The organism is Pseudomonas sp. Q1 (assembly GCF_009935975.1).
GTDB lineage: Bacteria > Pseudomonadota > Gammaproteobacteria > Pseudomonadales > Pseudomonadaceae > Aquipseudomonas > Aquipseudomonas palleroniana.
In genome coordinates, this window is sequence record NZ_QODI01000019.1 from 87,397 (window position 1) to 109,523 (window position 22,127).

Below are 22,127 nucleotides of genomic sequence, written 5' to 3' on the forward strand. Positions count from 1 at the left end.
TAAGACCCGATGTCGCTTAAGCACTTTATCCAAATCACCAAACCGGGGATCATTTTCGGTAACGTGCTTTCTGTGGCGGGCGGTTTCTTCCTGGCCTCCAAGGGACATGTCGATCTGGCCATCTTCCTGGCTGCAATGATCGGCACGTCCCTGGTGGTAGCTTCCGGTTGTGTCTTCAACAACTGCATCGACCGTGACATCGATATCAAGATGGAACGCACCAAGAACCGCGTGCTGGTGCAGGGGCTTATTTCCCTGAAACTGGCACTGGTCTACGCGACCGTCCTGGGTGTTGCCGGTGTGGCCCTGTTGTACAAGGTGGCCAACCCGTTGGCGGCGCTGTTTGCCGTGATCGGCTTTGTCATCTACGTCGGCCTCTACAGCCTGTACCTCAAGCGCAAGTCGGTTCACGGCACGCTGGTGGGCAGTCTGTCGGGGGCGATGCCGCCGGTGATTGGTTATGTGGCTGTGACCAATAGCTTCGACATGGCCGCGCTGACGCTACTGGTGATGTTCAGCCTGTGGCAGATGCCGCATTCCTACGCCATCGCGATTTTCCGCTTCAATGACTACCTGGCTGCCTCGATTCCGGTTCTGCCGGTCAAGCGTGGCATCCAGGTGGCCAAGAAACACATCCTGCTCTACATCCTGGCCTTCCTCCTGGCGACCTTGATGTTGACCTTCAGTGGCTACGCCGGCATGAGCTACCTCGCCGTTGCGGCCGCCATGGGCATGTACTGGTTGTACATGGCCTGGACCGGTTACAAGGCGGTGGATGACACCGTCTGGGCGCGCAAGCTGTTCGTGTTCTCGATCTTCACCATCACCGCGCTGAGCGTGATGATGTCCCTGGATTTCCAAGTACCGAAAGAGCTGTTGCTGACCTACGCACACTGAGTCTTGGAGCAATGAAAAACCCCGCCTTCGAAAGAAGCGCGGGGTTTTTTATATTTTGGCGTGTCCGCGAAAAACCTGAGGGCGTCGTGCCAAACCGGACTCGCTGCGTTATCGTTGTCGTTTTTCGCGAGCAAGCTCGCTCCTACACCCACATTCTACAAATGCAGGAAGCGCAGAGATGAGTAAAAAAGCCGTTGTGGTGTTCAGTGGCGGGCAGGATTCGACGACCTGTCTGATCCAGGCCTTGACGCGGTATGACGAAGTGCACTGCATTACCTTCGATTATGGCCAGCGCCATGTAGCGGAAATTGAAGTCGCCCAGCAGCTTGCGAAGCAGTTGGGCGCCACCGTTCACAAAGTGATGGATGTGTCTTTGCTCGGCGAACTGGCCATCAGCAGCCTGACCCGCGACAACATCCCAGTGCCGACCGTGAACAGCTCGGGCGAGAGCCTGCCGAGCACGTTTGTGCCGGGGCGCAATATTCTGTTCCTGACCCTGGCGTCGATCTACGCCTACCAGGTGAAGGCTGAAACCGTGATTACCGGCGTCTGCGAAACCGACTTCTCGGGTTACCCCGATTGCCGCGACGAGTTCGTCAAGGCGCTGAACAAGGCGCTGGAACTGGGCATGGAATACAAGCTGCACCTGGACACCCCGTTGATGTGGCTGAACAAGGCCGAGACCTGGGCACTGGCCGACTATCACAACCAGTTGGAGCTGGTGCGCCATCAGACCCTGACTTGCTACAACGGCATCATCGGTACGGGGTGCGGTAACTGCGACGCGTGCAACCTGCGTGCACGGGGCTTGAATGACTACCTGCAGAACAAGGCTGAAGTCATGCAGAGCCTGAAGCAGAAGTTGCAGCTGAATTAAGTAATTCCCGCGAGCAACCGCTCACCTGTGGCGAGGGAGCTTGCTCCCGCTGGACTGCGTAGCAGGCCCAGTCTTTTCAAACCAAAAGCTGGGGCCGCTACGCGACCCAGCGGGAGCAAGCTCCCTCGCCACAGGTTACAGTGTTGCCGTGGTGCCGGTGATCCAGCGCTTGAACAATGCGCGCGCACCGTAGGCAGGTAGGATATTGAAGAAGGCAAAGCCGACTTTGATCGCGATCTGCACGTAGATCATGCTCAGGATATCGCTGGTTTGCATCGCGCCGTAGAAGGCGATGAAGCAAAACAGGAAGCTGTCGATGATGACCGCGAAGAATGTGCTGAGGAAGATGCGCAGGTACAGGTACTGGGAGTTGGTCAGCTCTTTGATCTTGCACAGCAAGTACGAGTTTATGTTCTCGGACACCAGGAACGACACCGAGGAGGCGACCAGTACCGAGGACACTTGGATGATCACGTCGTTGTACGGCCCATCCAGCTTCCAGCCCGGCAGCCCCGGCAGGAAGGTCGAGCCGTAGAGCAGGATGATGATCATCGCGTTACTGGCAAACGCAAAAAGAATGGCCCTTCTGGCCAGGCGCAGGCCGAACTGCTCGTTGAGCAGGTCCACGATCAGGAAGGTCAGCGGATACAGGAAGGTGCCCGGCGTCACGATGATGCCCAGCGACTCCAGGTAAATGGGTTTGGTCGCGGCGATGCTGGTAAAAATATAGAAGGTGAACAACAGCAGGTTGAGGATGATGTAGATCATCCAGGAGTTCTCGTTACGATCGTTCAAGTCATAGGCGGTCAGCGTGCCTCCCTGCGAATAGAACTTCTTGTACAGGTTCTTGACTTCCATTTTGTTCAGGTTGTCCATTATTTCGCTGTTGATGACTTCGCTCAGTTTCATTTTGATGACCTTGCCGGTGGCAATCACCATGATGATCGCCAGGCTCTTGTCATTCTCAAACCCCAGCAGCTTGTAGTTGCTGTTTTCAACGCTCGCTTCATACGTTGTCATTGAAGCGCTCCTCGATGATGTCGCCGATCACGCACAGGCGTTCCGAAGCGCTACAGGCGTCAAGGGTGATGAACATCTTGCGGATGGCCCTGTCGTACACCAACTTTTCCTTGCCGGGGCTCGATGTGCCTTTTTGCACGATCAATAAATCACCCGCTTCGTTGATGCCGGGAATGCCGCGCTCCAGGCGCACGCCGATCAGGTTGCAGCAGGTGCCGAAGTAGTAGGTCAACGGATACCGCGTGGCCAGTTCGCCGATACGCTTGTCCAGGTTCTGCATCACCTGGCTTTCCTTGAGCACCGGCACGGCTGCGGGATTCATGTTGCCCTGGGGGGAAACATTGCTCTCGAGGATTTCCTTGGCTTCGAAATCGACGGTCTCGATCTCGTCGTAGGAGATACCGAAGAAGTCGGAGATCTTGCGAATGGTCGACTGCTGTACGTTGACGACCTTGCCTTCCAGGATGTTGTAGATGGTGGTCCTGGTCAGGCCGGCGGCACTGCTTAGCGAAAGCTGGGTTTCGCCACGGCTTTTGATCAAGTACTTGATGTTGCTCTTCAAGTGCTCGGTTTTTTCCCGTTTGTGTATCACGTGCTCACCACTTCCCTTTAGGTATAAACGTCCGTTTTCCACACCGCCAGTTGCACGGCGTCGCGAGTGTTGCACGCGTCGGCCACAACAATAAAGTCCCGCATGCTCTGCCTCGCTGCTTTGCCGTCATCTGTGCGCGCAGAAATGAACATTTAATTGGGAAAATGTTTAAATTTCTGTTTAATTGAATGCCTCGGTTCAGGACGAATCGGCTCGCAACACCCTGGAAGGGAACCGCACTGATGGCACTCAATACCGCACCACTGAAAGACCAGGCCGACCTGCTGCGTCGTGGCCTGGCGGATCTGCACGCTGAAGACCTTGAGCTGGCGAGCATCCTCGATGCGGAAGTCACGCGACAGCACCGCACCTTATCGCTGGTCTCTTCATCCTGCGCCGTTAAACCGCATACGCTGGTGGCCAGTGCCTCGGCCTTGGTCAATGTCACGGCGGAAGGCATGCCGGGCAGGCGTCATCGTACGGGCTGCGAGAACGTCGACCGAGTCGAAGCCCTGGCCATTCGCCGGGCGCGGGAACTGTTCGATGCCCACTACGCAAGCGTGCAGTCGCACTCAGCCTCCAGTGCGATCTCCCAAGTCCTCTCAGCGCTGCTTGAACCGGGCGATACCTTGCTGGGCATGGCCCACGACCATGACGGCGATCTCGCCCTCGGCAGCCCGGCTGTACTCACGGGCGCCTATTACAAAGCCATCCGTTACGGTACCACCGCCGACGGCCTCATCGATTACGCGCAGGTGCGCAGCCTGGCCCTCGCGCATCGTCCGCGCATTATCATCTGTGGGGCGCAGGCTTACTCGCGGGTGGTGGATTTCGAGCGGTTTCGCGAGATTGCCGATGAGGCCGGCGCCATCTTGCTCGCTGACATTTCCTACATTGCCGGGCTGGTCGTGACCGGACGTCATCCCAACCCGATCAACGCAGCCCATGTCACCATTACCTGCACGCACAAGCAATTGGGCGGCCCTCGTGGTGGGCTGATCCTGTCCGGGCGCGATGCGAATACCAAGGTGCCCGGCTTGAAGTCGACCTTCAGCCGCGTCCTCGACCAGGCCGTCTTTCCTCGCATGCAGGGGGCACCGGCAGTCAATATGATCGCGGCTAAAGCGGCTGCCCTGGGGTACGCCAAGTCGCCGGCATTCGACGCCTGCATGGAGCGGGTTCGTACACTTGCCGATGAAATGGCCCGCGCTTTTCAGGCACATGACTATGACGTCGTGGGTGGGCGAAGCGAAAACCACACGGTGTTGATCCGGTTGCGCGGCGCCATGACCGGCGTCATCGCGGAGTCGGCACTGGAGGGCTGCGGCCTGCTGGTGAACAAGCATCGCGTACCGGGTGAGACGCGCTCGTCATGGGTCACCAGCGGCGTGTGTATGGGTACCGGTTCCATGGCGCAACGCATGATCGACCCGCCCGGCTGCCGGCAGGTTGTCGCGCTGATTTGCCAGGTGCTGGACAGCGTGACACCGCTGGGCGAGGAGGATTACCGGCAGGACCCTGCGGTACGCGAACAGCTGCGTTCGCAGGTGCAGGCGTTGTGTGCGAGCTACCCCATCATCGACTACCTGGAGCGCTGATCGCCCAGTGCCCGGTTAAATCAGCCGGTGTTCTCCTCGTCATACTCCTCTGTATGAGCTGTGCGAATCCATCCCCGCCTACGAGGAGTCGTTACCATGGTCAGCGTGAGTCGTCGTTCCCTTCTTGCCGTCGGCGCGGCCCTGCCGATACTCGGGCGTCTGGATTGGGCGCTCGCCAGCCCGGCGGCGGCAGCGTCTGACAAGGTATTGCTCAACTACAACGAAAGCCCCTACGGCCCCTCGGGCGCTGCTCGTGAGGCGATGCAGCGTGGGATCGTGACGTCCGGGCGTTATCCCTACCCGGACATGTACGCGTTGGCCGCTTTATTCGCCCAGCAGCAGGCCATCCCGGAAGACCATGTGGCGGTGTTTGCCGGCTCCATGGCCGCACTGCGCTACGCCGTGGTGGCGTTCACCAGCGAAGCCCGCAGCCTGGTGATGGCCACGCCGTCCTACGAGCTGCCGCGCCAGGCTGCCGAGTCGCACAAGGCGCCGGTGCACGAAGTGAACCTCGATGCCAGGCACGCCCATGATGTGCCCGCCATGCTCGCCGCTGATCCCCAGGCGGGCCTGCTTTACCTGTGCAACCCCAACAACCCGACCGGCACCCTGACGCCCAGCGCGACGATCCGCCAAGCGCTGGCAAACAAACCCGAAGGCTGCGTGCTGGTGGTGGATGAGGCGTATATCGATTTCTCCGATGCCCCCAGTTGCGTGAGCTGGGTCAAGGACCATGACGATTTGCTGGTGCTGCGCACATTCTCAAAAATCTATGGCATGGCCGGCGCGCGGCTGGGCTTGGCAATCGGCCACCCGACGTTGCTGGAGCGGCTGGCAGTGTTCGGTGGCGATAACGTACCGGCCGCGTCCTCCTTGCTCGGCGCCCGGGCGAGCCTGGAAGATGTCACGCTGCTGCCGCAGCGCAAGGCGCTCAATGCCCGGGTGCGCGAAGAAACGCTGGCCTGGCTCAAGTCCCGCGGCTTCACCTACACGCTCTCGCAGAGCAACTGTTTCATGATCGACGTGAAACAGCCCGCCGAGCACGTCATCGAGCGGCTCGCCGCACAGAACGTGATGGTGGGGCGGGTCTGGAAAAACTGGCCGCAGTGGGTGCGGGTGACAGTCGGCACCCAGCAGGAGATGGAACGCTTTCGTGAAGTGTTCGCGGGGCAGGTGATGAACGCTTAGTCGGCCAAAGGCGCAACGTTGCGACTGTGGCGAGGGAGCTTGCTCCCGTTGGACTGCGAAGCAGGCCCAGTCTTTTCAAACCCAAAGCTGGGGCCGCTGCGCGGCCCAGCGGGAGCAAGCTCCCTCGCCACAGGCATGAACGCCCTTATTGCGCGGTGATGGCGTAGCCGTCAAAGGCGCTCTGCTGTTGCAGGGCTGTCACGATGCTTTTGCGCGTGACCGGCTGCTCCACGCCGCTGTTATCGATGAAGGTTTCGCTTTCCAGTTCGGCTTCGCTGCCTTCGCCCACGAACGCAAAACCAAGGAACTCAAGCGCCTCACGGTCCACGTTCAGTTTGGAGCGTGGCGTGCGCAGCGGCAGGGTGACGCTGATGCCGTCTTTGCTGATCACAAACACTTCGGCTTCTTTCTTGGCGCGGGCCGCCTTGCCCTTGCCGGCGCTTGGGTTGCTGATGGCCTGGTGGCTCTGGTTCAGCACCTTGAGGGCCAGGCCATAGACCAGTTCCTGAAACTCGGGGTCGTCCTTGAAACTGGACAGGATGCGACTGATCGAAAACTGGCTGCTGAGGTTTTCCAGCGCAGCGTTGTCGGCGGCTTCGGCGTCCTTGAGTTGCTTGAGCTGGCCCATCAGGTCGTAGGCTTTGTCATCGTCGAAGGCATCGTGGGCCTGGCGGATAGCGACGCGCAGTTCGCGGATCTGGTCGCTTTCCTTGGAGGTGTGGAACGCGTCCAACACCATCTCGCTGATGATCTTGGCGGCAGGCACATGCTGTGAAAGATTGATGGCGTTTTCGTATTCAGCTTTGGAGTGCAAGGCGACTACGGATTCTTCGGTGTGCGAATCGGACATTGAAATTTCACTACTTCAGTAAGCGGGACAAAAAAGCGTCGCGCATTTTCAAGGGGCAGGGGAGTCAGGTCAAGGCAGCACAACGCCCTTATCGCGACGCAAAGCGTTCAGCGCCCGTTGCAGCCGTACGGCCCGTCCGCAGAACAGACCAACGGTAAGCCCCGAGATGCCACCGACCACCGCCAGCATCTGTGGCGTGCTCAACAGTAGCGGGTGCACCGCCTGCTGGTAGCCGAAATAGTACTTCACTGCAAAAAACAGCTGCGAGACCAGCAAGGTTTTCCATGTGCCTGCCAGCACCAGGGTTTCACCCTTGGCATCCAGTCGGGCACCATCGGCGTTGAACAACAACATCCCCAACAGGCTGCCCACCACAGCACCGCCCACCCAGGCGCTGCTCGAGAGGATTGAAGGCGCCAGTGACATCAGTGACCACACCACCAGCACCATCGGCAGAATCATCAGTGAACGACGATTCTCACGGCCACCCATACAGGCTTTGATGCCGTAGTAACAAATCCACGCATAAACGGCGTACACCCACAGGGGCGTGCCTTGAAGGATGTCGAGCATGGTGTGCGTCCTTGCAGAAATGTGTTGGTTTTATGCTCAGAAGGCTCAGGTAGCGCTGAAGCGGTTCAGGTTTTCCGAAGCCTTCAGAGTGCTCCTTGTATCACTTTAAGCCAACTGCCGCAGGCACGCCTCCAGGATATCCAGGCCTTCCTCCAGCACCGCAGGCTCGATGGTCAGTGGTGCCAACAGGCGGATGATGTGCCGCGACTTGCCGCTGGGCATCAGCAGCAAGCCCGCGTCCCGCGCCAGTTCCAGCAGTTGGGTCAGTTGTTTGGAGGCCGGCGTGCCGTCGGCATTGACCAGCTCGATGCCGCGCATGGCCCCCACGCCGGTCATGCGGCCCAGGTACGCGCACACGCCTTGTGTGCGCCAGGCGTGATAACGGCGGGTGATGGCTTCTTCCTGCTGTGAACCCCAGGTTTTCAGGTGGGCATCCGTCATTGCATCGAGGGTAGCCAATGCGCCTGCGCAGGCGATGGGGTTGCCGGAATAGGTGCCGCCCAGGCCGCCCTTGGGCAGGTTGTCGAGCAAAGGTTTACGGCCGACTACGGCGCCCAAGGGCACGCCGCCGGCGATGCTTTTACCGAGCAGGATCAGGTCCGGTTCGATGCCCAGTCGCGAGAACGCAAAGCGTTGGCCGGTGCGACCAAAGCCGGACTGGATTTCATCGGCAATCAGCAGGATGTGGTTCGTATCGCAGAAGCGCCGCAAGGCTTGGGCAAACTCGATATCCAGGGCCAGGAAGCCGCCTTCGCCCTGCACCGGTTCGATGATGAAACAGGCGACGTCACTGACGTCGATTTCCACGCTGAACAAGCGGTCCATGGCCTTCAGCGCTTCGGCGCAAGTGACGCCGTTGTCGGCGCTGGGGTAGGGCAGGTGATACACGGGGCCTGGCAGTACGCCGACCTTTTGCTTGTAGGGCGCGACCTTGCCGTTGAGGTTGAGGGTGGCCAGGGTACGGCCATGGAAGGCGCCGTCAAAGGCGATGACCACCGTGCGCCCGGTGGCGCCGCGCACGATCTTCAAGGCATTTTCAGCGGCTTCCGCGCCGCTGTTGGTGAGCATGCCGCTCACCGGGTAACCCACCGGAATGAACGCGCTGAGGCGTTCCATCAATTGGAGGTAGGGCGCGTGGGGCACGGCGTTGAACGCGTAGTGCGTCAGCTTCGTGGCCTGTTCCCGAATGGCCTCGACCACGCCTGGGTGGCAATGGCCGAGGTTGAGCACACCGATGCCGCCGACAAAGTCGATATAGCGTTTGCCCGTGGTGTCCCACACCTCGGCGTTCTTGCCGTGGCTGAGGCTGATCGGGTGAACGATGGAAATCGACTGGCTGATGGTGGCGTGGCTCATGACTCTCGGACTCTACAGTGGCGGGCGTTTTTTATCTAAGCCGCACGCCCGGCCCTGTCGCAAACGAAATAAAGTCGCCGGGTCATTATTAAAAGTCAGGATGTGCGCCGACGTAGTCGACCATCCAGTTCAGGAAGGCCTTCACTTTGGGGATATCGCCGGCATGTTCGGCATGGGCAATAAAATGCGCGCCGGCGCTGGGCATCGCGTAGTTCCACGGGATCATCAAGCTGCCGCTGGCCAACTCCTCGGCCACCAGATACTGCGGCACCAATGCCACGCCATAACCCGACTGCGCCGCACGGATGCACATGTAGAACGTATCGAAACGCGGCCCGTGGTAGCTGTTCTGCGAATGCAGGCCCTGCTCCAGAAACCACTCGTGCCAGGCTTCCGGGCGCGAGGTGCACTGCAACAGGGTATGGCGCGAAGAGGCATCGCTGCCCTCGGCGACGAACCCCGGTGCGCAGACCGGCACCACCGCCTCGTGAAACAACTCGATGCAGGTCGCCCCCGGCCATGAGCCCTGGCCGAAGAAAAACGCGATATCCGCCTTGGCCTGCAGCACGTCAAAAGGCTCCAGCTCGTTGCGTACGTCCAAGTGGATACTGGGATGTTTGGCCGCGAAATCCTTGAGCTTGGGCACCAGCCAACGGTCACCGAACGTTGGCTGGGTCGCGATGCGCAGTACTTCGGTCTCGCCGCCGTAGGTGAGGATATAGCGGCTGGAGATATCCACCTGGGTCAAGATCTTGTGCACTTCGGCCAGGTACAGCGAACCTGCCGGTGACAGGTACAAGCGCTGGCGCACCCGTTCGAACAGGTTGTGGCACAGCATCTCTTCCAGTTGCGCCACCTGCTTGCTCACCGCGCTTTGGGTCAGGTGCAGTTCTTCAGCGGCACGGGTGAAACTCAGGTGGCGGGCGGCCGCTTCGAAGCATTGCAAGGCGGTCATCGAAGGGGTCAAGCGTTTTGAAATCATGCAGTTCATTCCAAATCGGAAGGAGCCTTTGCCGAAAGGTCGTTTGTGGCAGGCGGGAAACCCGCCGATACTGCCTGGCATCACTATAAACCGGCGCGGGCTGTGCAGCGCCGAATAAAAAGGAATGACAGGGAGCGCCTTGCATGAACCCATTCAAAACCACCTTGGCCGTGATCGGCACCACTGCAGCCTTGGCCTTGGCCGGTACTGCGCACGCGGGCGCAACACTGGACGCGATTCAGAAGAAGGGTTTTATCCAGTGTGGGGTCAGCGACGGCCTGCCGGGTTTCGGCGTACCGGACAGCCAGGGCAAGATGACCGGGATCGACGTCGATGTGTGCCATGCCGTCGCCGCAGCGGTATTTGGCGATGCCTCGAAAGTGAAGTTCAGCCAGCTGACCGCCAAGGAGCGTTTCACCGCGCTGCAATCGGGTGAAGTCGATGTGATTTCACGCAACACCACCTGGACCAGTTCGCGTGATTCGGGCATGGGCCTGGTGTTCACCGGCGTGACCTACTACGACGGGATCGGCTTTCTGGTGAACCACAAGTTGGGCGTGACCGACGCCAAGCAACTGGACGGTGCGACCATTTGCCTCCAGGCCGGCACGACGACCGAACTCAACGTCTCCGATTACTTCCGTACCAACGGCATGAAGTACACGCCGATCACCTTCGATACCGCCGATGAAAGCGCCAAGGGCCTGGAATCCGGGCGTTGCGATGTGTTGACCACCGATCAGTCGGGCCTGTACGCCCAGCGCATCAAGATGGCCCACCCGGACGAATTCGTCGTGCTGCCGCAAGTGATCTCCAAGGAACCGTTGGGGCCGCTGGTGCGCAAGGGCGACGATGAGTGGTTCAGCATCGTCAAGTGGACGCTGTTCGCCATGCTCAATGCCGAGGAAATGGGCATCACCTCGCAGAACGTCGAAGAGCAAGCCAAGACCACCCGCAACCCCGACGTCGCCCGTCTGCTCGGCGCCGACGGTGAATATGGCAAGGATTTGAAACTGCGCAAGGATTGGGTGGTGCAGATCGTCAAGCAGGTGGGCAACTATGGCGAAGTGTTCGAGCGCAACATCGGCCAGGGCAGCGTATTGAAGATCAAGCGCGGGCTGAATGCATTGTGGAGTGAAGGCGGCATCCAGTACGCGCCGCCGGTGCGCTGATCGTTATTCCGACACCCTGTCCTTTCCCGCCGCCTTGGACCGATACAACGCTTGATCGGCCCTTGCCACCAGGGCGGCGGGAGACTCACCCGGCCGACGTTCCACCACCCCCATGCTCAAGGTGAGGGCGAACGCACCTACCGCCGGAGCCTCGTGCATGGCACGGCGGGCCTCTTCGGCCAGCGCCCTGGCAACCGCCAGCGAGCTTTTGGGCAAGACCCACATGAACTCGTCGCCGCCCCAGCGCGCCAGCAGGTCGCCCTCGCGTACGCAGGCCGACAGGCTCTCCACCACACGCACCAGGGTCTGGTCACCGACGGCGTGGCCGTGCTGATCATTGATCGGCTTGAAGTCATCGATATCCATGGCCACCAGCGCCAGCGGCGAACGAAAGCGTTCGGCGCGCTCGCATTCTTCCAGCAGCACTTTCTCCAGGCAGTAGCGGTTAGCCACGTGGGTCAGGGCGTCGCGTTCAGCCAGGGAACGGTTTTCTTCCAGTTGCAATTGCAGTTGTTGGTTGACCCGTGACAGCTCGCGGGTGCGCTCGGCTACCAGGGCTTCAAGGGACTGGTTACGTCGCTCAAGCTGTTCGATCGAGGATTTGCGTATCTGGATATCGCGATGGGCACCGACCATGCGCGCCACCGAGCCGTCGTCATTGCGCGCGATGATGTAGCCGCGGTCTTCGATCCACAGGTAAGTGCCATCGGCCTTGCGGCAGCGGTATTCGGTTCGGTAAAAGGGCGCACGATGATGAATGTAGTCATCGAACAGCATCATGACTTGCGGGTAGTCATCCGGGTGGATCACGTTCTCCCAGGTGAATACGCTGTTCTCCATGGAGTGGCGGGGGTAGCCGAGCATGTCGTACCAGCCGGGGTTGCGGTAGACGAAGCCGGTATTGGCATTCCAATCCCAGATCCCATCGCTGACCAACTCCATGACCGCGTGCAGCAGTTCGCTGTTGAGGTCGGAAAAATCGTTCCTCAGCGGCGGGTTATCGGAGGTATCGTCCATATGCGCGCTCCCTGCTTGGATTGGCTCTGAGGGCCAATCATGGTTGACGCCGATACTCCGTGGCTGGCGCTACTTTACCTCGTGGGCCGTGGGCTTTGAATAGGGCGAGAATACTGCTTTAGAGTTGTGGCTATGAGCCATCACTCATGCCGATGTAGGAGCGAGCTTGCTCGCGAAAAACGTCAACGATAACGCGGGTTGCCTGAATGAGCGCGGCGCCTGTGAGTTTTTCGCGAGCAAGCTCGCTCCTGCCAAAAATCTCAAGCAGCGTTTAAAGAACGCTTCCGCCTCCAAGGCTATCCAGATTGCCTGGGCGAGCCGCTTTGTTTCGGCGCCCGCTGAAATCGATGGCGGGGCCAGGCTCGGGCGCAGGCGTGGGTTTTACGGTTGGGGGCCGGTCAGGCGTGACACTGCGATCCGGATGCAGGGAGGCATAGCTGGGCGGAATGCTGAAAAACAAATCGATCATGGCGATCTCCGTTGATGGGAACGTGTCGAGCGGGTCGACGCTTACCCAACCTACAGAGCACTGGGCGACTGGACCATAAACGTCTCGCGTCAAAAGATGACCGAGCGTGGCGATGGCGCTGCTCCGCTGCGAAGAGGGGGCGTGTACACTCACCCTTCGATTATGGATATTCGGGATACAGGACGTTGGCACCCTTTGATCAGCAAAGACTTTTAGCCATATTGGATTATTGGCACAAGGTCGAATTTTTTGTGCCCTATGGCCTGGATCAGCGCCTGGATGAGTTGGAGGACTGGCAATCTAAGGTGATCTTGCCGCAAGCCTGTCTCGACGCCGGCTCTACCCAGTGGAATCGCATGGATGTCCCTGTTGATCAGGAGATCATCAGCTACAGCCTCTTCCTGGGCGTGTTCGACAAGTCTGCAGTGCTCTCGCTGTGTGAGAAGTTAGTAGCGGTTCCCGCACCGTTGAGTGTCGCCGCGCGCTTCGAGGAAGAGGCGCGTGCCGACCTTGAGGGGCAGACCTGTTTTGCCAGGATCAGCCTGGATAAGTCCGGTTGCCCCCTCGCCGGCTCCATCTCCATTTCTACCGCACCTTGGGCCTTGGGCCAGGCGTTGTCCCACGGGTTGGGAGCGCTGGGAGCCGCCGAGTTCGAGTCTGCCCGCGACGACTTGGTCAACCGGTTCAACAACTTCTTCGCCACTCGTGTGGATAATGCCAGCGGCCCGCTGACGGCGAGTGAAGTGCTTTCGCTGCACCAGACCCTGTGCCAGTGGGCGGGTTTTTACCCAGGGGCTGACCAGCCGCTGGCCGTACTTGAGGTCAAGACCAAGGCCAGGACCACCCAGGCGCTTGATGATGCAAGCGATCAGGAGCCCGCAACACTCCAGGAAGAAGAGGAGGAGGATGAGGATGACCCCGTCGACGACCTCGACATCCTCAACAGCTTTTACATCGGCGATCTCGAGCGGGCGATGCACAGTGTGCGGACAGGCAACGTGCCCGCCGCCCTGCGGCAGTACCTGACCCCGCTTGCCGACGATCAACGCCTGGACCTGTATTCCAACGCCGGGCGCGAGCTGTTGTACCAACGGCTGCGGCCGCGCCATTTGAGCATCGGCCACTGGTTGGGCAACGCCGAGCACCCGATGAGCCTGATGCAACAGTTCGCGCTCAATCAAGCCGGCGCAGACTTGCAGTACAGCGGCTTGTTTGCGGTCAACGGGCCGCCGGGTACCGGCAAGACGACACTGTTGCGAGATCTGTTTGCCGACAACATCGTGCGCCGTGCGCGGGTGCTGTCGGGCCTGTCGAGCGTCAATGATGCGTTCAGTACGCAGCCGCTGACTGTTCGTTTCATGGATGAACAGCGCAAGGTGTGGCCCTTGATCGAGGCCCTGACCGGTTTCGAGATGGTCGTGGCATCGTCGAATAATGCCGCGGTGGAAAACATCTCGGTGGACTTGACCAAGCGCAGCGCCCTGGACGCTGCCTGGCAATCGGTCGGTTACCTGCAACCGGTGGCCCATAACCTGGCCGTGAAGGTCAAAAAATCCGGCCCGGTTTTTCCCAAGGGCCGGGACGTTCCCTGGGGCCTTGTCAGCTGTGCATTGGGCAACGCCGGTAATCGGCGACGCTTTCGCGAAGGGCTGTTTTTCAACGAGTTCGAGCCCGATAAAGCCGAGCGGCCGCAGACCCTCTGGAAGTGGTTCGATCAGGCGCAGCCGACCGGTTTTGCTGAGGCTCGCGCCGCTTTCAGCCTGGCCGACAAGGCCGTCAGCGCCGCACTGGCTGAGCGCGAGCGCCTGGCGCAATTGCTCGAAGAGCTGGGCGATGGTACCCAGGCCAGCTACGTGGCGCAGGCGCAGCAAGCTCATACGCAATTGCGAGCGGGCGTGGAGGCTGCTGACGCGGCTGTACGCGAGAATCTGCGCCTGCAGCACGTGGAGGGGCAGGAGTGCCTGTTGCTCGTCGAACAGCAACGACTGATCGATCGCACCTCGCCTGGTTGGTGGGCGCGGTTGTGGCGCACCCAGTCTGCCAAGACCTACATGGGCCAATGCGCTGAAAATGCCAAGTTGCAGCTCGAATCGCATGCTCGTCTCAGAGCGCTCAAAAGCGAAGCGGTGACCCTTTCCTGCCAGCTCGCGAAGCTTGACGCTCAACGGCAAGCCGGTGAGCGCAGCCTGGCGCAAAGGTCTCGCGACTGGGAAACCAAAACCGCAGAGCGTGCGGTACTTGAGCAACGCCTGGGTGTTCCTGTGCTGCCTGCCGCCCTGGCTGACTTGGAGTTGCCGCAGTTTCAGATCAACGGTCTGTGGCATGACGCTCAGTTCGCTCGACTGCGCTCGGCGTTGTTCGCGGCTGCCCTGCAATTGCAGCAAGCCTGGTTGCATGAGGCCGGGCAGCCCAAAAACCGCATGCGCTCCAATCTATGGGCCATCTCCAACCTGCTGAACAACAAGCAGCCGGAAGACGCCGGCCACGTACTGCCTATCTGGCAAAACCTGTTCATGATTGTGCCGGTGGTGTCCACCACGTTTGCCTCCTTTGCCAATCAGTTTCGAGGCTTGCAAAGCGACGCGCTGGGGTGGGTGTTTATCGACGAAGCCGGGCAGGCGGTGCCCCAGGCGGCGGTCGGTGCGCTATGGCGAGCCCGACGTTGTGTGGTGGTAGGCGACCCGCTGCAAATTGAACCGGTGTTTACCCTGCCACGGCAACTGATCACGGCCTTGGGGCAACTGTCACCGTTTACCCAGGACGACAGCTATGCGCCCCATCAGGTGTCGGTGCAACGCCTGGCGGATCAAGCCAGCCGTTTTGGCACCTATGCGCCGATGATGGGGCAGCGTCTCTGGATTGGCAGCCCGTTGCGCGTGCACCGGCGTTGCTATGACCCGATGTTTTCCCTGGCCAATCGCATGGCTTATGACGACAAGATGGTCTTGGGCCTTGCGCAGCGAAACGCCCCGGACGCGCCGCTGATCGACCTGCCCAGCGGCTGGGTCGACATCCGCGGCAACGTGACCCGCAAACAAGTGGTGTACGAGCAGGTTGAATTCATGGCGAAGGTGATCGTGTGCCTGTTCCAGCGCGACCAGGCGTTGCCCGGATTGTATGTGGTGTCGCCCTTCAAGGCCGTGCGCCAGGCGTTGCGCCAGCACCTGATGCAAGTCAAATGGGCGGGGGCCGAGCCCCGGCGCACGGACCTTAAAGAGTGGCTCAAGCGTAACGTCGGCACGGTGCATACGTTTCAGGGCAAAGAGCAGGACACGGTGTTCATGATCCTGGGCGCGGACAGGGACCACGCGGGAGGCGCGCAATGGGCCGCCTCCAAACCCAACCTGCTGAATGTGGCGCTGACCCGCGCCAGGCATCGGGTCTACCTGGTGGGTGACATTGAGCTGTGGGGGGCGTTGGAGCACTTCTCCCTGGCTGCGCGTGGCGAGCATGCGCTGGCCCGGCTCACGCGTAATGCGTTCGGCATCCTTAACAAGAGCGGGCGGGCACAAGCGACGCCCGACCGCTTGGGTCAGGCCTGAGCGTTGTCGTGGAGGCGTGGCACCGTAAAGCGGAACTCACTGCCACGCCCCACCTCACTTTCAGCAACGATCTTGCCGCCGTGAGCCTGCACGATCCCTTGGCTGATATACAGCCCCAGGCCAGTGCCGGTGGGGTTGTTTTCGGTCTTGGTCCAGTAACGGTCGAAGACGTGAGGCAATTGCTCGGGTTCGATGCCCTCGCCGGAGTCGCGTACCGAAAACACGATCTCTTCGCCATGGCTCATGGCGCTGATACCGATATTGCCCTGGCGCGGGGTGAACTTGATGGCGTTGCCGATCAGGTTCGACAGGACCTGGAACAGCCGCTCCGGGTCCGCGTTGATCCGAAGGCCCGGCTCGGCGTTGAACGACAGGTCGATACCTTTCTCCAACGCCAGTGGGGACAGCAGGGCATAGGCTTCCTCGAACATCTGGCTGACATCCAGCGCCACCGGCTTGACCACGTAACGCCCCGCCTCGATTTTCGAGGTGTCGAGCAGATCATCCAGCAACGTATTCATACGTCCGGCGGCTTGTTGCATGGTGTCGATGGCCGACGAAATCCGCCGTGACGTGTGCGGGCCGTCAGAGCTGAAGGCGTTTTGCATGATGCCGCAGAGCATCGAGATGACGGTCATCGGGTTTCGCAGGTCGTGGGAGACCACCGCCACCAGCTCATCACGGGCGCGTACGGCCTGTTGTTCACGCAAAACCTGGCGGGCCAGGTCGTTTTCCAGGGCCGAGCGGCGCAGGTCATTGGCGGCAAAGTGGTCGCCATGGCTCCATTTGGTGGAAATACCGGCCATTTCCACCTTCCAGATTTCAAAGGACGTACGCGGGCGAAGGCGCAAGCCGGCGTCAGAGCTTTCCAGGTCGAGGGGCTTGTTCGGGTCGCCGCTCCAGTTGACGTTCTCGATGACCTCCGGGCGGAACCACAACACGCCGTTATCCACAGGCTTCGGCAGGCTCATGGCCAAGACTCCACTGGCGACCTGTTGAAACGCTGCGGCGGGTGGGTAGACCGACACCAGGTTATGGCTGGAGAAAACCGCTTCGCCGCTGTCTTGCAGCCATTTATGCAGCGCTCGGATCTGCGCCGGTTCCGGGCAATTGCCGAAACTGTGCAGTTGCCTGTCTTCGATGATCGCCACACCACCGGACAGCGTCAGGTCCATCAGCACTTGGCCTTGCTGGGCCAGGCCGTCGAACACGTTGCCTTCGCAGGCTTTCATGGCTTTGTCGAGGGTGGCCAAGGCGTCGATTTTTTCTTCGCGCTGACGGTTCAGTTCCAACGCTTCCATCGCGCTGATCTGCAGTGACAACACCTGGCCGATAGTCTGGCAGGCGCTACGCAGTTCGTTGGGCACCAGCAACGGCTCGCGGTTGCCGCAACTGATCAGCCCCCAAAGCTTGTCGCCCTTCATCAGCGAAATGCTCATGGACGACAGCACACCCATGTTTTGCATGTACTGGCAATGAATCGGCGACACGCTGCGCAGGGTGGCGAAACTCAAATCCAGCGGCTGGCCGGTGTCCGGGCGCAACTTGGGCACCAAGGGCACTGGCTCGTAGGCCGCATTCGGGATAATGCGCAGCCAGTTGGTGCGGTACAGTTCGCGGGCCTGTTCCGGAATGTCGGACGCCGGGAAGAACAGCCCGTTGAACAGCTCCATCGACGGTGCCGAGGCTTCGGCGATCACCTGGCCATGGCCTTCTTCTTCGAAACGATAGATCAGTACGCGGTCGTAACCGGTCATGGCCTGGATTTCGGCCACGCTGATTTCGTACAGCGCCTGCAGGGTTTTCGCCGATTGCAGGCGTTTGAGCATCTTGCCCAGGTCACTGGTGCGGCCATTCAGCGCGCGCGGCTTGAAGTGCTCCAGCCGCGGTTCGAATTCCAGCACCAGTACATTCTGGTGGCGATGCAGCAACCCTTCGAAGGGCTCGCCATTGAAGGTGACGTGCAGCGCTGGCGCGTCGAAAAACGTATCGTGCTCGGCTATCGATTGCACGGCCTGGGCGAGGTCCATCACGATCAATGTGTGCAACGGCTGGCCCAGCAGTGACTCTGGCGCGTGACCAAACAGGCTGCCGACGTTGGCACTGACCTGGATGATATCCAGGCCCGGCTCCGACAGGGTCAGCAGTACGCCGTGGGGCTGGATGGCGCCGGGGAAGCGGATCGGTTCGTCGGCGCAGTTGGCCAGCAGTTCTTCAAAATCATCGGGTTTCATAGCAGTACCTCCTGGCGTTCGAGCCATTGCTCAAAGCCGCTGAATGTCGAGCGGGCAGCAATGACCGCGCGCGCTTTGGCGTCAGCGTCCAGTGGCAGGCAACCCAGGTAATCGAGAAAGTCTTTCCAGCGTCGACCGGTTTCGGCGCCGTAGACGTTAAGAAATGCGCCACCGTTGTCGGCATTCACCGCCAGGCGCTGGGCCATTTCCCGGCGTAATACCTGCCCTCCGAGCGTCGCGCCTTCCAGCACGTAAAGAGCGCCGAGGCATGCGGCGGGGGTGTCGAGCGTCGGCAGTTGGCGGCAGTAGGGCAAGGCCGCTATGGCTTCGTCGTCCAGGCCGAGGGCTTTCAGGTCGTTCACCAGTGTCGGTGTTTTCACACGCTGTGCCGGGTCAAAGCCTGCGGGGATCAGGCCGCTTGCGTACAGGCTGACTTCAATCGGTGCATAAAATCCGTAATACGCCTGGAGCAAGCGCTGATACCACTGCGCGTCCAGGTGTTCGGAAAAAAACGGCAAGCGCTTTTCCAGCGCGACATGCAACAAGCCGGTGCCTGTGCGCAACGCTTCCAGCAACGAGGGCGCACTGACGTCATGGGCCTGTGAATGCATTCAATAAGCTCGAACTGTGGGCCTGTCGGCCATGAATGACGCGTGGAAATGGGCGACGATTCTACACAACTCATGGCCGGGTTCTGCGCGAAAGGCGAAAACACTGACCGGCGGATCAGAAAAATCGCTCCTGGCTTCACTAACGACCTTGGCACGTACCGCGAAGTTCACTGCAAATGATAGCGTGGTGCTATTAATGCATCGAGAAACCTTGCCGCGTCAGCTCCGTTTGCACGCAATCAAGCAAATGCTCGACGCTCCACGGTTTAGGCAGGAACCTCACCGACTTGCCCAACTCAGCCGCCAACCGGGTATTGCCGGAGGTCAGCACCACTGGCACATAGGGCCAGCGATGGGCCACGACTTTGCTCAAGTCATACCCGTTGAGTAAACCCGGCATCTGGATATCGCTGACAATCAGGTCCACCGGGGCATCGCCGCGTTCCAGGTAAATCATGCCTTCATCAGCCGACGGAAACGACGTCACCCGAGCACCGAAATCTTCCAGTACATCCACCATCAACGCCCGAATGATTTCGTCGTCTTCCAACACTAAAATTGCTGGCTGAGCCATGATTTTTACTTCACCCGCTGATAACAACTAGATGGAGTGGGACCGGCTCGAATAGGTTCGATCCAGGCTATCCAAAACGATGAGTGGTCATCGGCGCGCACGCCTCAAGGCATGGCCGACTGACAAACAGGCATAATCGCCCGCTACACCTGATGTGGAGTCGCCCATGAAGTACGCCTTATTGACCTGTGCCCTGATGCTCACCACCGGCCCGGCCTTCGCTGCCGGGGATGCCGAGGCGGGCGGCAAGCTCTTCACCAAGACCTGCGGCGGCTGCCACAGCATCGGCGAGGGCGCGCGGGGTGGTTTCGGCCCGCAGCTCAACGGCATCATCGACAGGCCCGCCGGCACCACTACGGACTATCAGTACTCCGATGCGATGAAAAACTCCGGCGTGGTCTGGACCCGCGACAAACTCGCCGCCTATATCGAGGCGCCGAAGAAAGTGGTCAGCGGTACGCGCATGATTTTCTGGGGCATCAGTGACCCGCAAAAAATCCAGGACATCCTGGCGTACCTGGAAACCTTCCAGCCCAAGTGATTACTCGCGCACATTCCTGAACAGCATCAGCCGCGCACTTTCATGCAGCCCCCGTGTCAGCGCCTGCAAGCGCTGGAACGCTTCGGGATGCTGCTGGGCGACGTCTTCGCGAGGCGTCGGCGAGGCCAAGTCATGCAGCGTCGGTGAACTACCGTCGTGCTGCATTTGCAGGAGGAAGCGCCGGGTGACCCCGCCAATAATCGGAAATGTACCTTCCTGCAGTACCAACGGCACCATGCGTTCGCCTTCCGGCGCCGGTTGCTGGATATCCCGGCCCATTGCGCCATTGGTAAACGGCACGCCCGCCAGGCCGGCCACGCTGGGCAGCAGGTCGGCCAGGCCCACCGCTTCTTCGATCACGCGAGGCGCAAGACCGGGCGCGTGGATCAGCAACGGCACGTTGTTGCTTTCCAGGCCCAATTGCTCGAAAGCCGGGGCCATGTGCGGGATCTGGCTGATGCGCGTGTTGTGGTCGCCGAAGAACACAAAAATACTGTTGTCGTACCAGCCGCCGGCCTTGGCGATTTCCATCAGGCGGCCGATGTTGTAGTCCAGCAGCCGCACCGCCTGGTATTGCTCGACGCTGCGTGAACCGGCCGCCTGGGCTTGCTCCAGCGTGACATCGTTTACCTGGAAACCATCGTTTTGCTCAGGAATGGTGAAGGGACGGTGGTTGCCGGAGGTTTGCAGGTAGGCGAAGAACGCCTGGTTCTTGGGAACAGCGCTTAGCAGCCGATCGCTTTCCTTGAACAAATCCAGGTCGGAAATACCCCACACGTCCACGCGTGGCGAGCGCCAGTGGCTTTCCTCAAACAGTTGCACGCCGTCGATGCTCTGGCGGATCAGGGCGTTGATATTCGCCCAACCGGCGTTGCCGCCGATCATGTAGAACTTCTGGTAACCCTCGAACGCGTTGATCAACGTGTGTTGGCGAGTGATCAACGGGTTGCGGGTGGCGGTCTCCCGGCGGGTTACGTCGGGCACGCCTGTGATGCTCGCCCAAACGGTTTTCGCCGTGCCGGTGACGGGCACATAGAAGTGTTTGAACAACCAGCTTTGCGTCGCCAGTTTGTCCAGGTTCGGCGTGGGGTTCAGCGGGTTACCGTAGGCACCCACGGCACTGGTGCCGAGGGATTCGAGCATCACAAAGATCACGTTAGGCGCCCGCTCGCCGGCCAGGCGATAGGGCTGCACGGCCTGTTCGCGGGTAAAGTTCAAGCGCTCGGCATCGGGTTGGTCGACGCCCAGGTAGTGGGCGACTTGCGGGTACAGCTCGCGCACCTTGGCTTCGTCGAATTGCGCCTGGCCGACCTTGAGCGTGTCGTACAAAAACAGCACCGGGTTCAGGCCCACCGCAGCCACCTGGCTGTTGCCGGAAAAGAAGGCGTCGCTCCAGCGCAGGGGCACCGGGTTTTCCAGGTTGAGGTTAGCCACGCGGCCGAGCAGGGCCAGCAGTACCGCGATGACGCCGGTCACTGAGACAGGGGCCAGCGCCAGTTTGCCGATGGGCTGGGCTTTGCGGTCCAGGGTCAGTCGTTCCAGGCAGACCAGCGCCCACACCCACAGCCCCACGGCGCTCAGCCAACAGGCCGTTATCCACAGCACCGGGTAGGTTTCCCACACCATCTGTTGAGAAATCTGCGCGTCTTGCAGGTAACGAAGCACGGTCGCGTTGATGCGTGTCCCCAAGTAGGCGTAGTGGCCGAAATCGATGATGTACACCAGGCCGACCACCGCCAATACCAGCACCAGATAGCCGCGTGCCAGCCAGCGCAGGGCCGGCAGCGTGGTGAGGTTCCAGCGTGGCAGCCAGGCCAGCACGGCCAGTGGCAACAGGATCAACACCGCCAGGCGCAGGTCGAACCGCAGGCCGATGCCCAGGGTTTCCAGCAGCCCTGGCGTGTTGACATCCAGGCCCGAAAAGCCCACCACAAACACCAGTCGCAGTGCCGCCAGCAACACAAACACCAACCCGATCGCACCCACGCCGTAGCGCAGGCGGCGTGATTGCAACGCACCCATGTTTCGTCCTCA

General features: G+C 60.4%; 19 protein-coding genes. 8 read left to right on the forward strand and 11 right to left on the reverse strand.

What is annotated here, in order from left to right; all coding sequences use genetic code 11:
* Positions 1-9: 9 nt before the first annotated feature.
* Both cyoE and queC read left to right on the forward strand, forming a co-directional pair.
* Entirely contained in the window at positions 10-897 is an 888-nt protein-coding gene (gene cyoE, locus DK870_RS25555; RefSeq protein ID WP_060754363.1) for a heme o synthase, read from the forward strand.
* A 178-nt stretch (positions 898-1,075) separates the two neighbouring features.
* On the forward strand, positions 1,076-1,774 hold the full coding sequence (gene queC / locus DK870_RS25560) for a 7-cyano-7-deazaguanine synthase QueC (protein ID WP_090368631.1): 699 nt from the start codon (positions 1,076-1,078) through the stop codon (positions 1,772-1,774).
* Positions 1,775-1,909: 135 nt separating this feature from the next.
* Here queC and DK870_RS25565 read toward each other — a convergent pair whose 3' ends face one another.
* On the reverse strand, positions 1,910-2,794 hold the full coding sequence (locus DK870_RS25565; RefSeq protein ID WP_060754361.1) for a queuosine precursor transporter: 885 nt from the start codon (positions 2,792-2,794) through the stop codon (positions 1,910-1,912).
* Positions 2,781-3,386, reverse strand: a complete 606-nt coding sequence (locus DK870_RS25570) for a helix-turn-helix transcriptional regulator (RefSeq protein ID WP_161550047.1) — start codon at positions 3,384-3,386, stop codon at positions 2,781-2,783. The genes DK870_RS25565 and DK870_RS25570 overlap by 14 nt, the downstream gene beginning before the upstream one ends.
* Before the next feature lie 242 nt (positions 3,387-3,628).
* Between DK870_RS25570 and glyA the strand changes: the two genes are divergently transcribed.
* Both glyA and DK870_RS25580 read left to right on the forward strand, forming a co-directional pair.
* Entirely contained in the window at positions 3,629-4,984 is a 1,356-nt protein-coding gene (glyA, locus tag DK870_RS25575; protein WP_161550048.1) for a serine hydroxymethyltransferase, read from the forward strand.
* A 96-nt stretch (positions 4,985-5,080) separates the two neighbouring features.
* Entirely contained in the window at positions 5,081-6,172 is a 1,092-nt protein-coding gene (locus tag DK870_RS25580) for a pyridoxal phosphate-dependent aminotransferase (protein WP_161550049.1), read from the forward strand.
* A gap of 145 nt (positions 6,173-6,317) precedes the next feature.
* Here DK870_RS25580 and DK870_RS25585 read toward each other — a convergent pair whose 3' ends face one another.
* The 4 genes from DK870_RS25585 to DK870_RS25600 all read right to left on the reverse strand — a co-directional run bounded on the left by DK870_RS25585 (position 6,318) and on the right by DK870_RS25600 (position 9,933).
* The gene (locus DK870_RS25585; protein WP_104994773.1) at positions 6,318-7,022 is read right to left on the reverse strand and encodes a hypothetical protein; all 705 of its coding nucleotides are present in this window, start codon (positions 7,020-7,022) and stop codon (positions 6,318-6,320) included.
* A gap of 69 nt (positions 7,023-7,091) precedes the next feature.
* Positions 7,092-7,595 (reverse strand): DUF6622 family protein, encoded by a 504-nt coding sequence (locus DK870_RS25590; protein WP_161550050.1) that lies wholly within the window; start codon positions 7,593-7,595, stop codon positions 7,092-7,094.
* A 105-nt stretch (positions 7,596-7,700) separates the two neighbouring features.
* Positions 7,701-8,951, reverse strand: coding sequence for an aspartate aminotransferase family protein (locus tag DK870_RS25595; RefSeq protein ID WP_161550051.1), 1,251 nt, complete (start codon positions 8,949-8,951; stop codon positions 7,701-7,703).
* Positions 8,952-9,039: 88 nt separating this feature from the next.
* The gene (locus DK870_RS25600) at positions 9,040-9,933 is read right to left on the reverse strand and encodes a LysR substrate-binding domain-containing protein (protein ID WP_090368643.1); all 894 of its coding nucleotides are present in this window, start codon (positions 9,931-9,933) and stop codon (positions 9,040-9,042) included.
* Positions 9,934-10,076: 143 nt separating this feature from the next.
* Here DK870_RS25600 and DK870_RS25605 point away from each other — a divergent pair, with 143 nt between their 5' ends.
* Positions 10,077-11,105, forward strand: coding sequence for an amino acid ABC transporter substrate-binding protein (locus DK870_RS25605; protein WP_060754354.1), 1,029 nt, complete (start codon positions 10,077-10,079; stop codon positions 11,103-11,105).
* 3 nt (positions 11,106-11,108) lie between these two features.
* Here DK870_RS25605 and DK870_RS25610 read toward each other — a convergent pair whose 3' ends face one another.
* Positions 11,109-12,122, reverse strand: coding sequence for a diguanylate cyclase domain-containing protein (locus DK870_RS25610; RefSeq protein ID WP_060754353.1), 1,014 nt, complete (start codon positions 12,120-12,122; stop codon positions 11,109-11,111).
* A gap of 166 nt (positions 12,123-12,288) precedes the next feature.
* Here DK870_RS25610 and DK870_RS25615 point away from each other — a divergent pair, with 166 nt between their 5' ends.
* On the forward strand, positions 12,289-12,606 hold the full coding sequence (locus tag DK870_RS25615; RefSeq protein ID WP_161550052.1) for a hypothetical protein: 318 nt from the start codon (positions 12,289-12,291) through the stop codon (positions 12,604-12,606).
* A 206-nt stretch (positions 12,607-12,812) separates the two neighbouring features.
* Positions 12,813-16,133 carry a DEAD/DEAH box helicase gene (locus DK870_RS25620; RefSeq protein ID WP_256679919.1) on the forward strand — a complete coding sequence of 1,107 codons (3,321 nt, stop codon included), beginning with the start codon at positions 12,813-12,815 and terminating at the stop codon, positions 16,131-16,133.
* Here the strand turns inward: DK870_RS25620 and DK870_RS25625 are convergent.
* From DK870_RS25625 to DK870_RS25635, 3 genes are all read right to left on the reverse strand, one after another.
* Complete coding sequence (locus DK870_RS25625) at positions 16,124-18,367, reverse strand: ATP-binding protein (protein WP_161550054.1); 2,244 nt, start codon at positions 18,365-18,367, stop codon at positions 16,124-16,126. The genes DK870_RS25620 and DK870_RS25625 overlap by 10 nt on opposite strands.
* On the reverse strand, positions 18,364-18,978 hold the full coding sequence (locus DK870_RS25630) for a biliverdin-producing heme oxygenase (protein ID WP_161550055.1): 615 nt from the start codon (positions 18,976-18,978) through the stop codon (positions 18,364-18,366). The genes DK870_RS25625 and DK870_RS25630 overlap by 4 nt, the downstream gene beginning before the upstream one ends.
* A 193-nt stretch (positions 18,979-19,171) precedes the next feature.
* A complete protein-coding gene (locus DK870_RS25635; protein ID WP_161550056.1) occupies positions 19,172-19,552 on the reverse strand; it encodes a response regulator in 381 nt (126 codons plus the stop codon).
* Positions 19,553-19,718: 166 nt separating this feature from the next.
* On the opposite strand from DK870_RS25635, the gene DK870_RS25640 reads away from it, so the two are divergent.
* Positions 19,719-20,093 carry a cytochrome c family protein gene (locus DK870_RS25640; protein ID WP_060754348.1) on the forward strand — a complete coding sequence of 125 codons (375 nt, stop codon included), beginning with the start codon at positions 19,719-19,721 and terminating at the stop codon, positions 20,091-20,093.
* On the opposite strand, the gene DK870_RS25645 is transcribed toward DK870_RS25640, so the two are convergent.
* Positions 20,094-22,115, reverse strand: a complete 2,022-nt coding sequence (locus DK870_RS25645) for an LTA synthase family protein (protein WP_161550057.1) — start codon at positions 22,113-22,115, stop codon at positions 20,094-20,096.
* Positions 22,116-22,127: the final 12 nt, after the last annotated feature.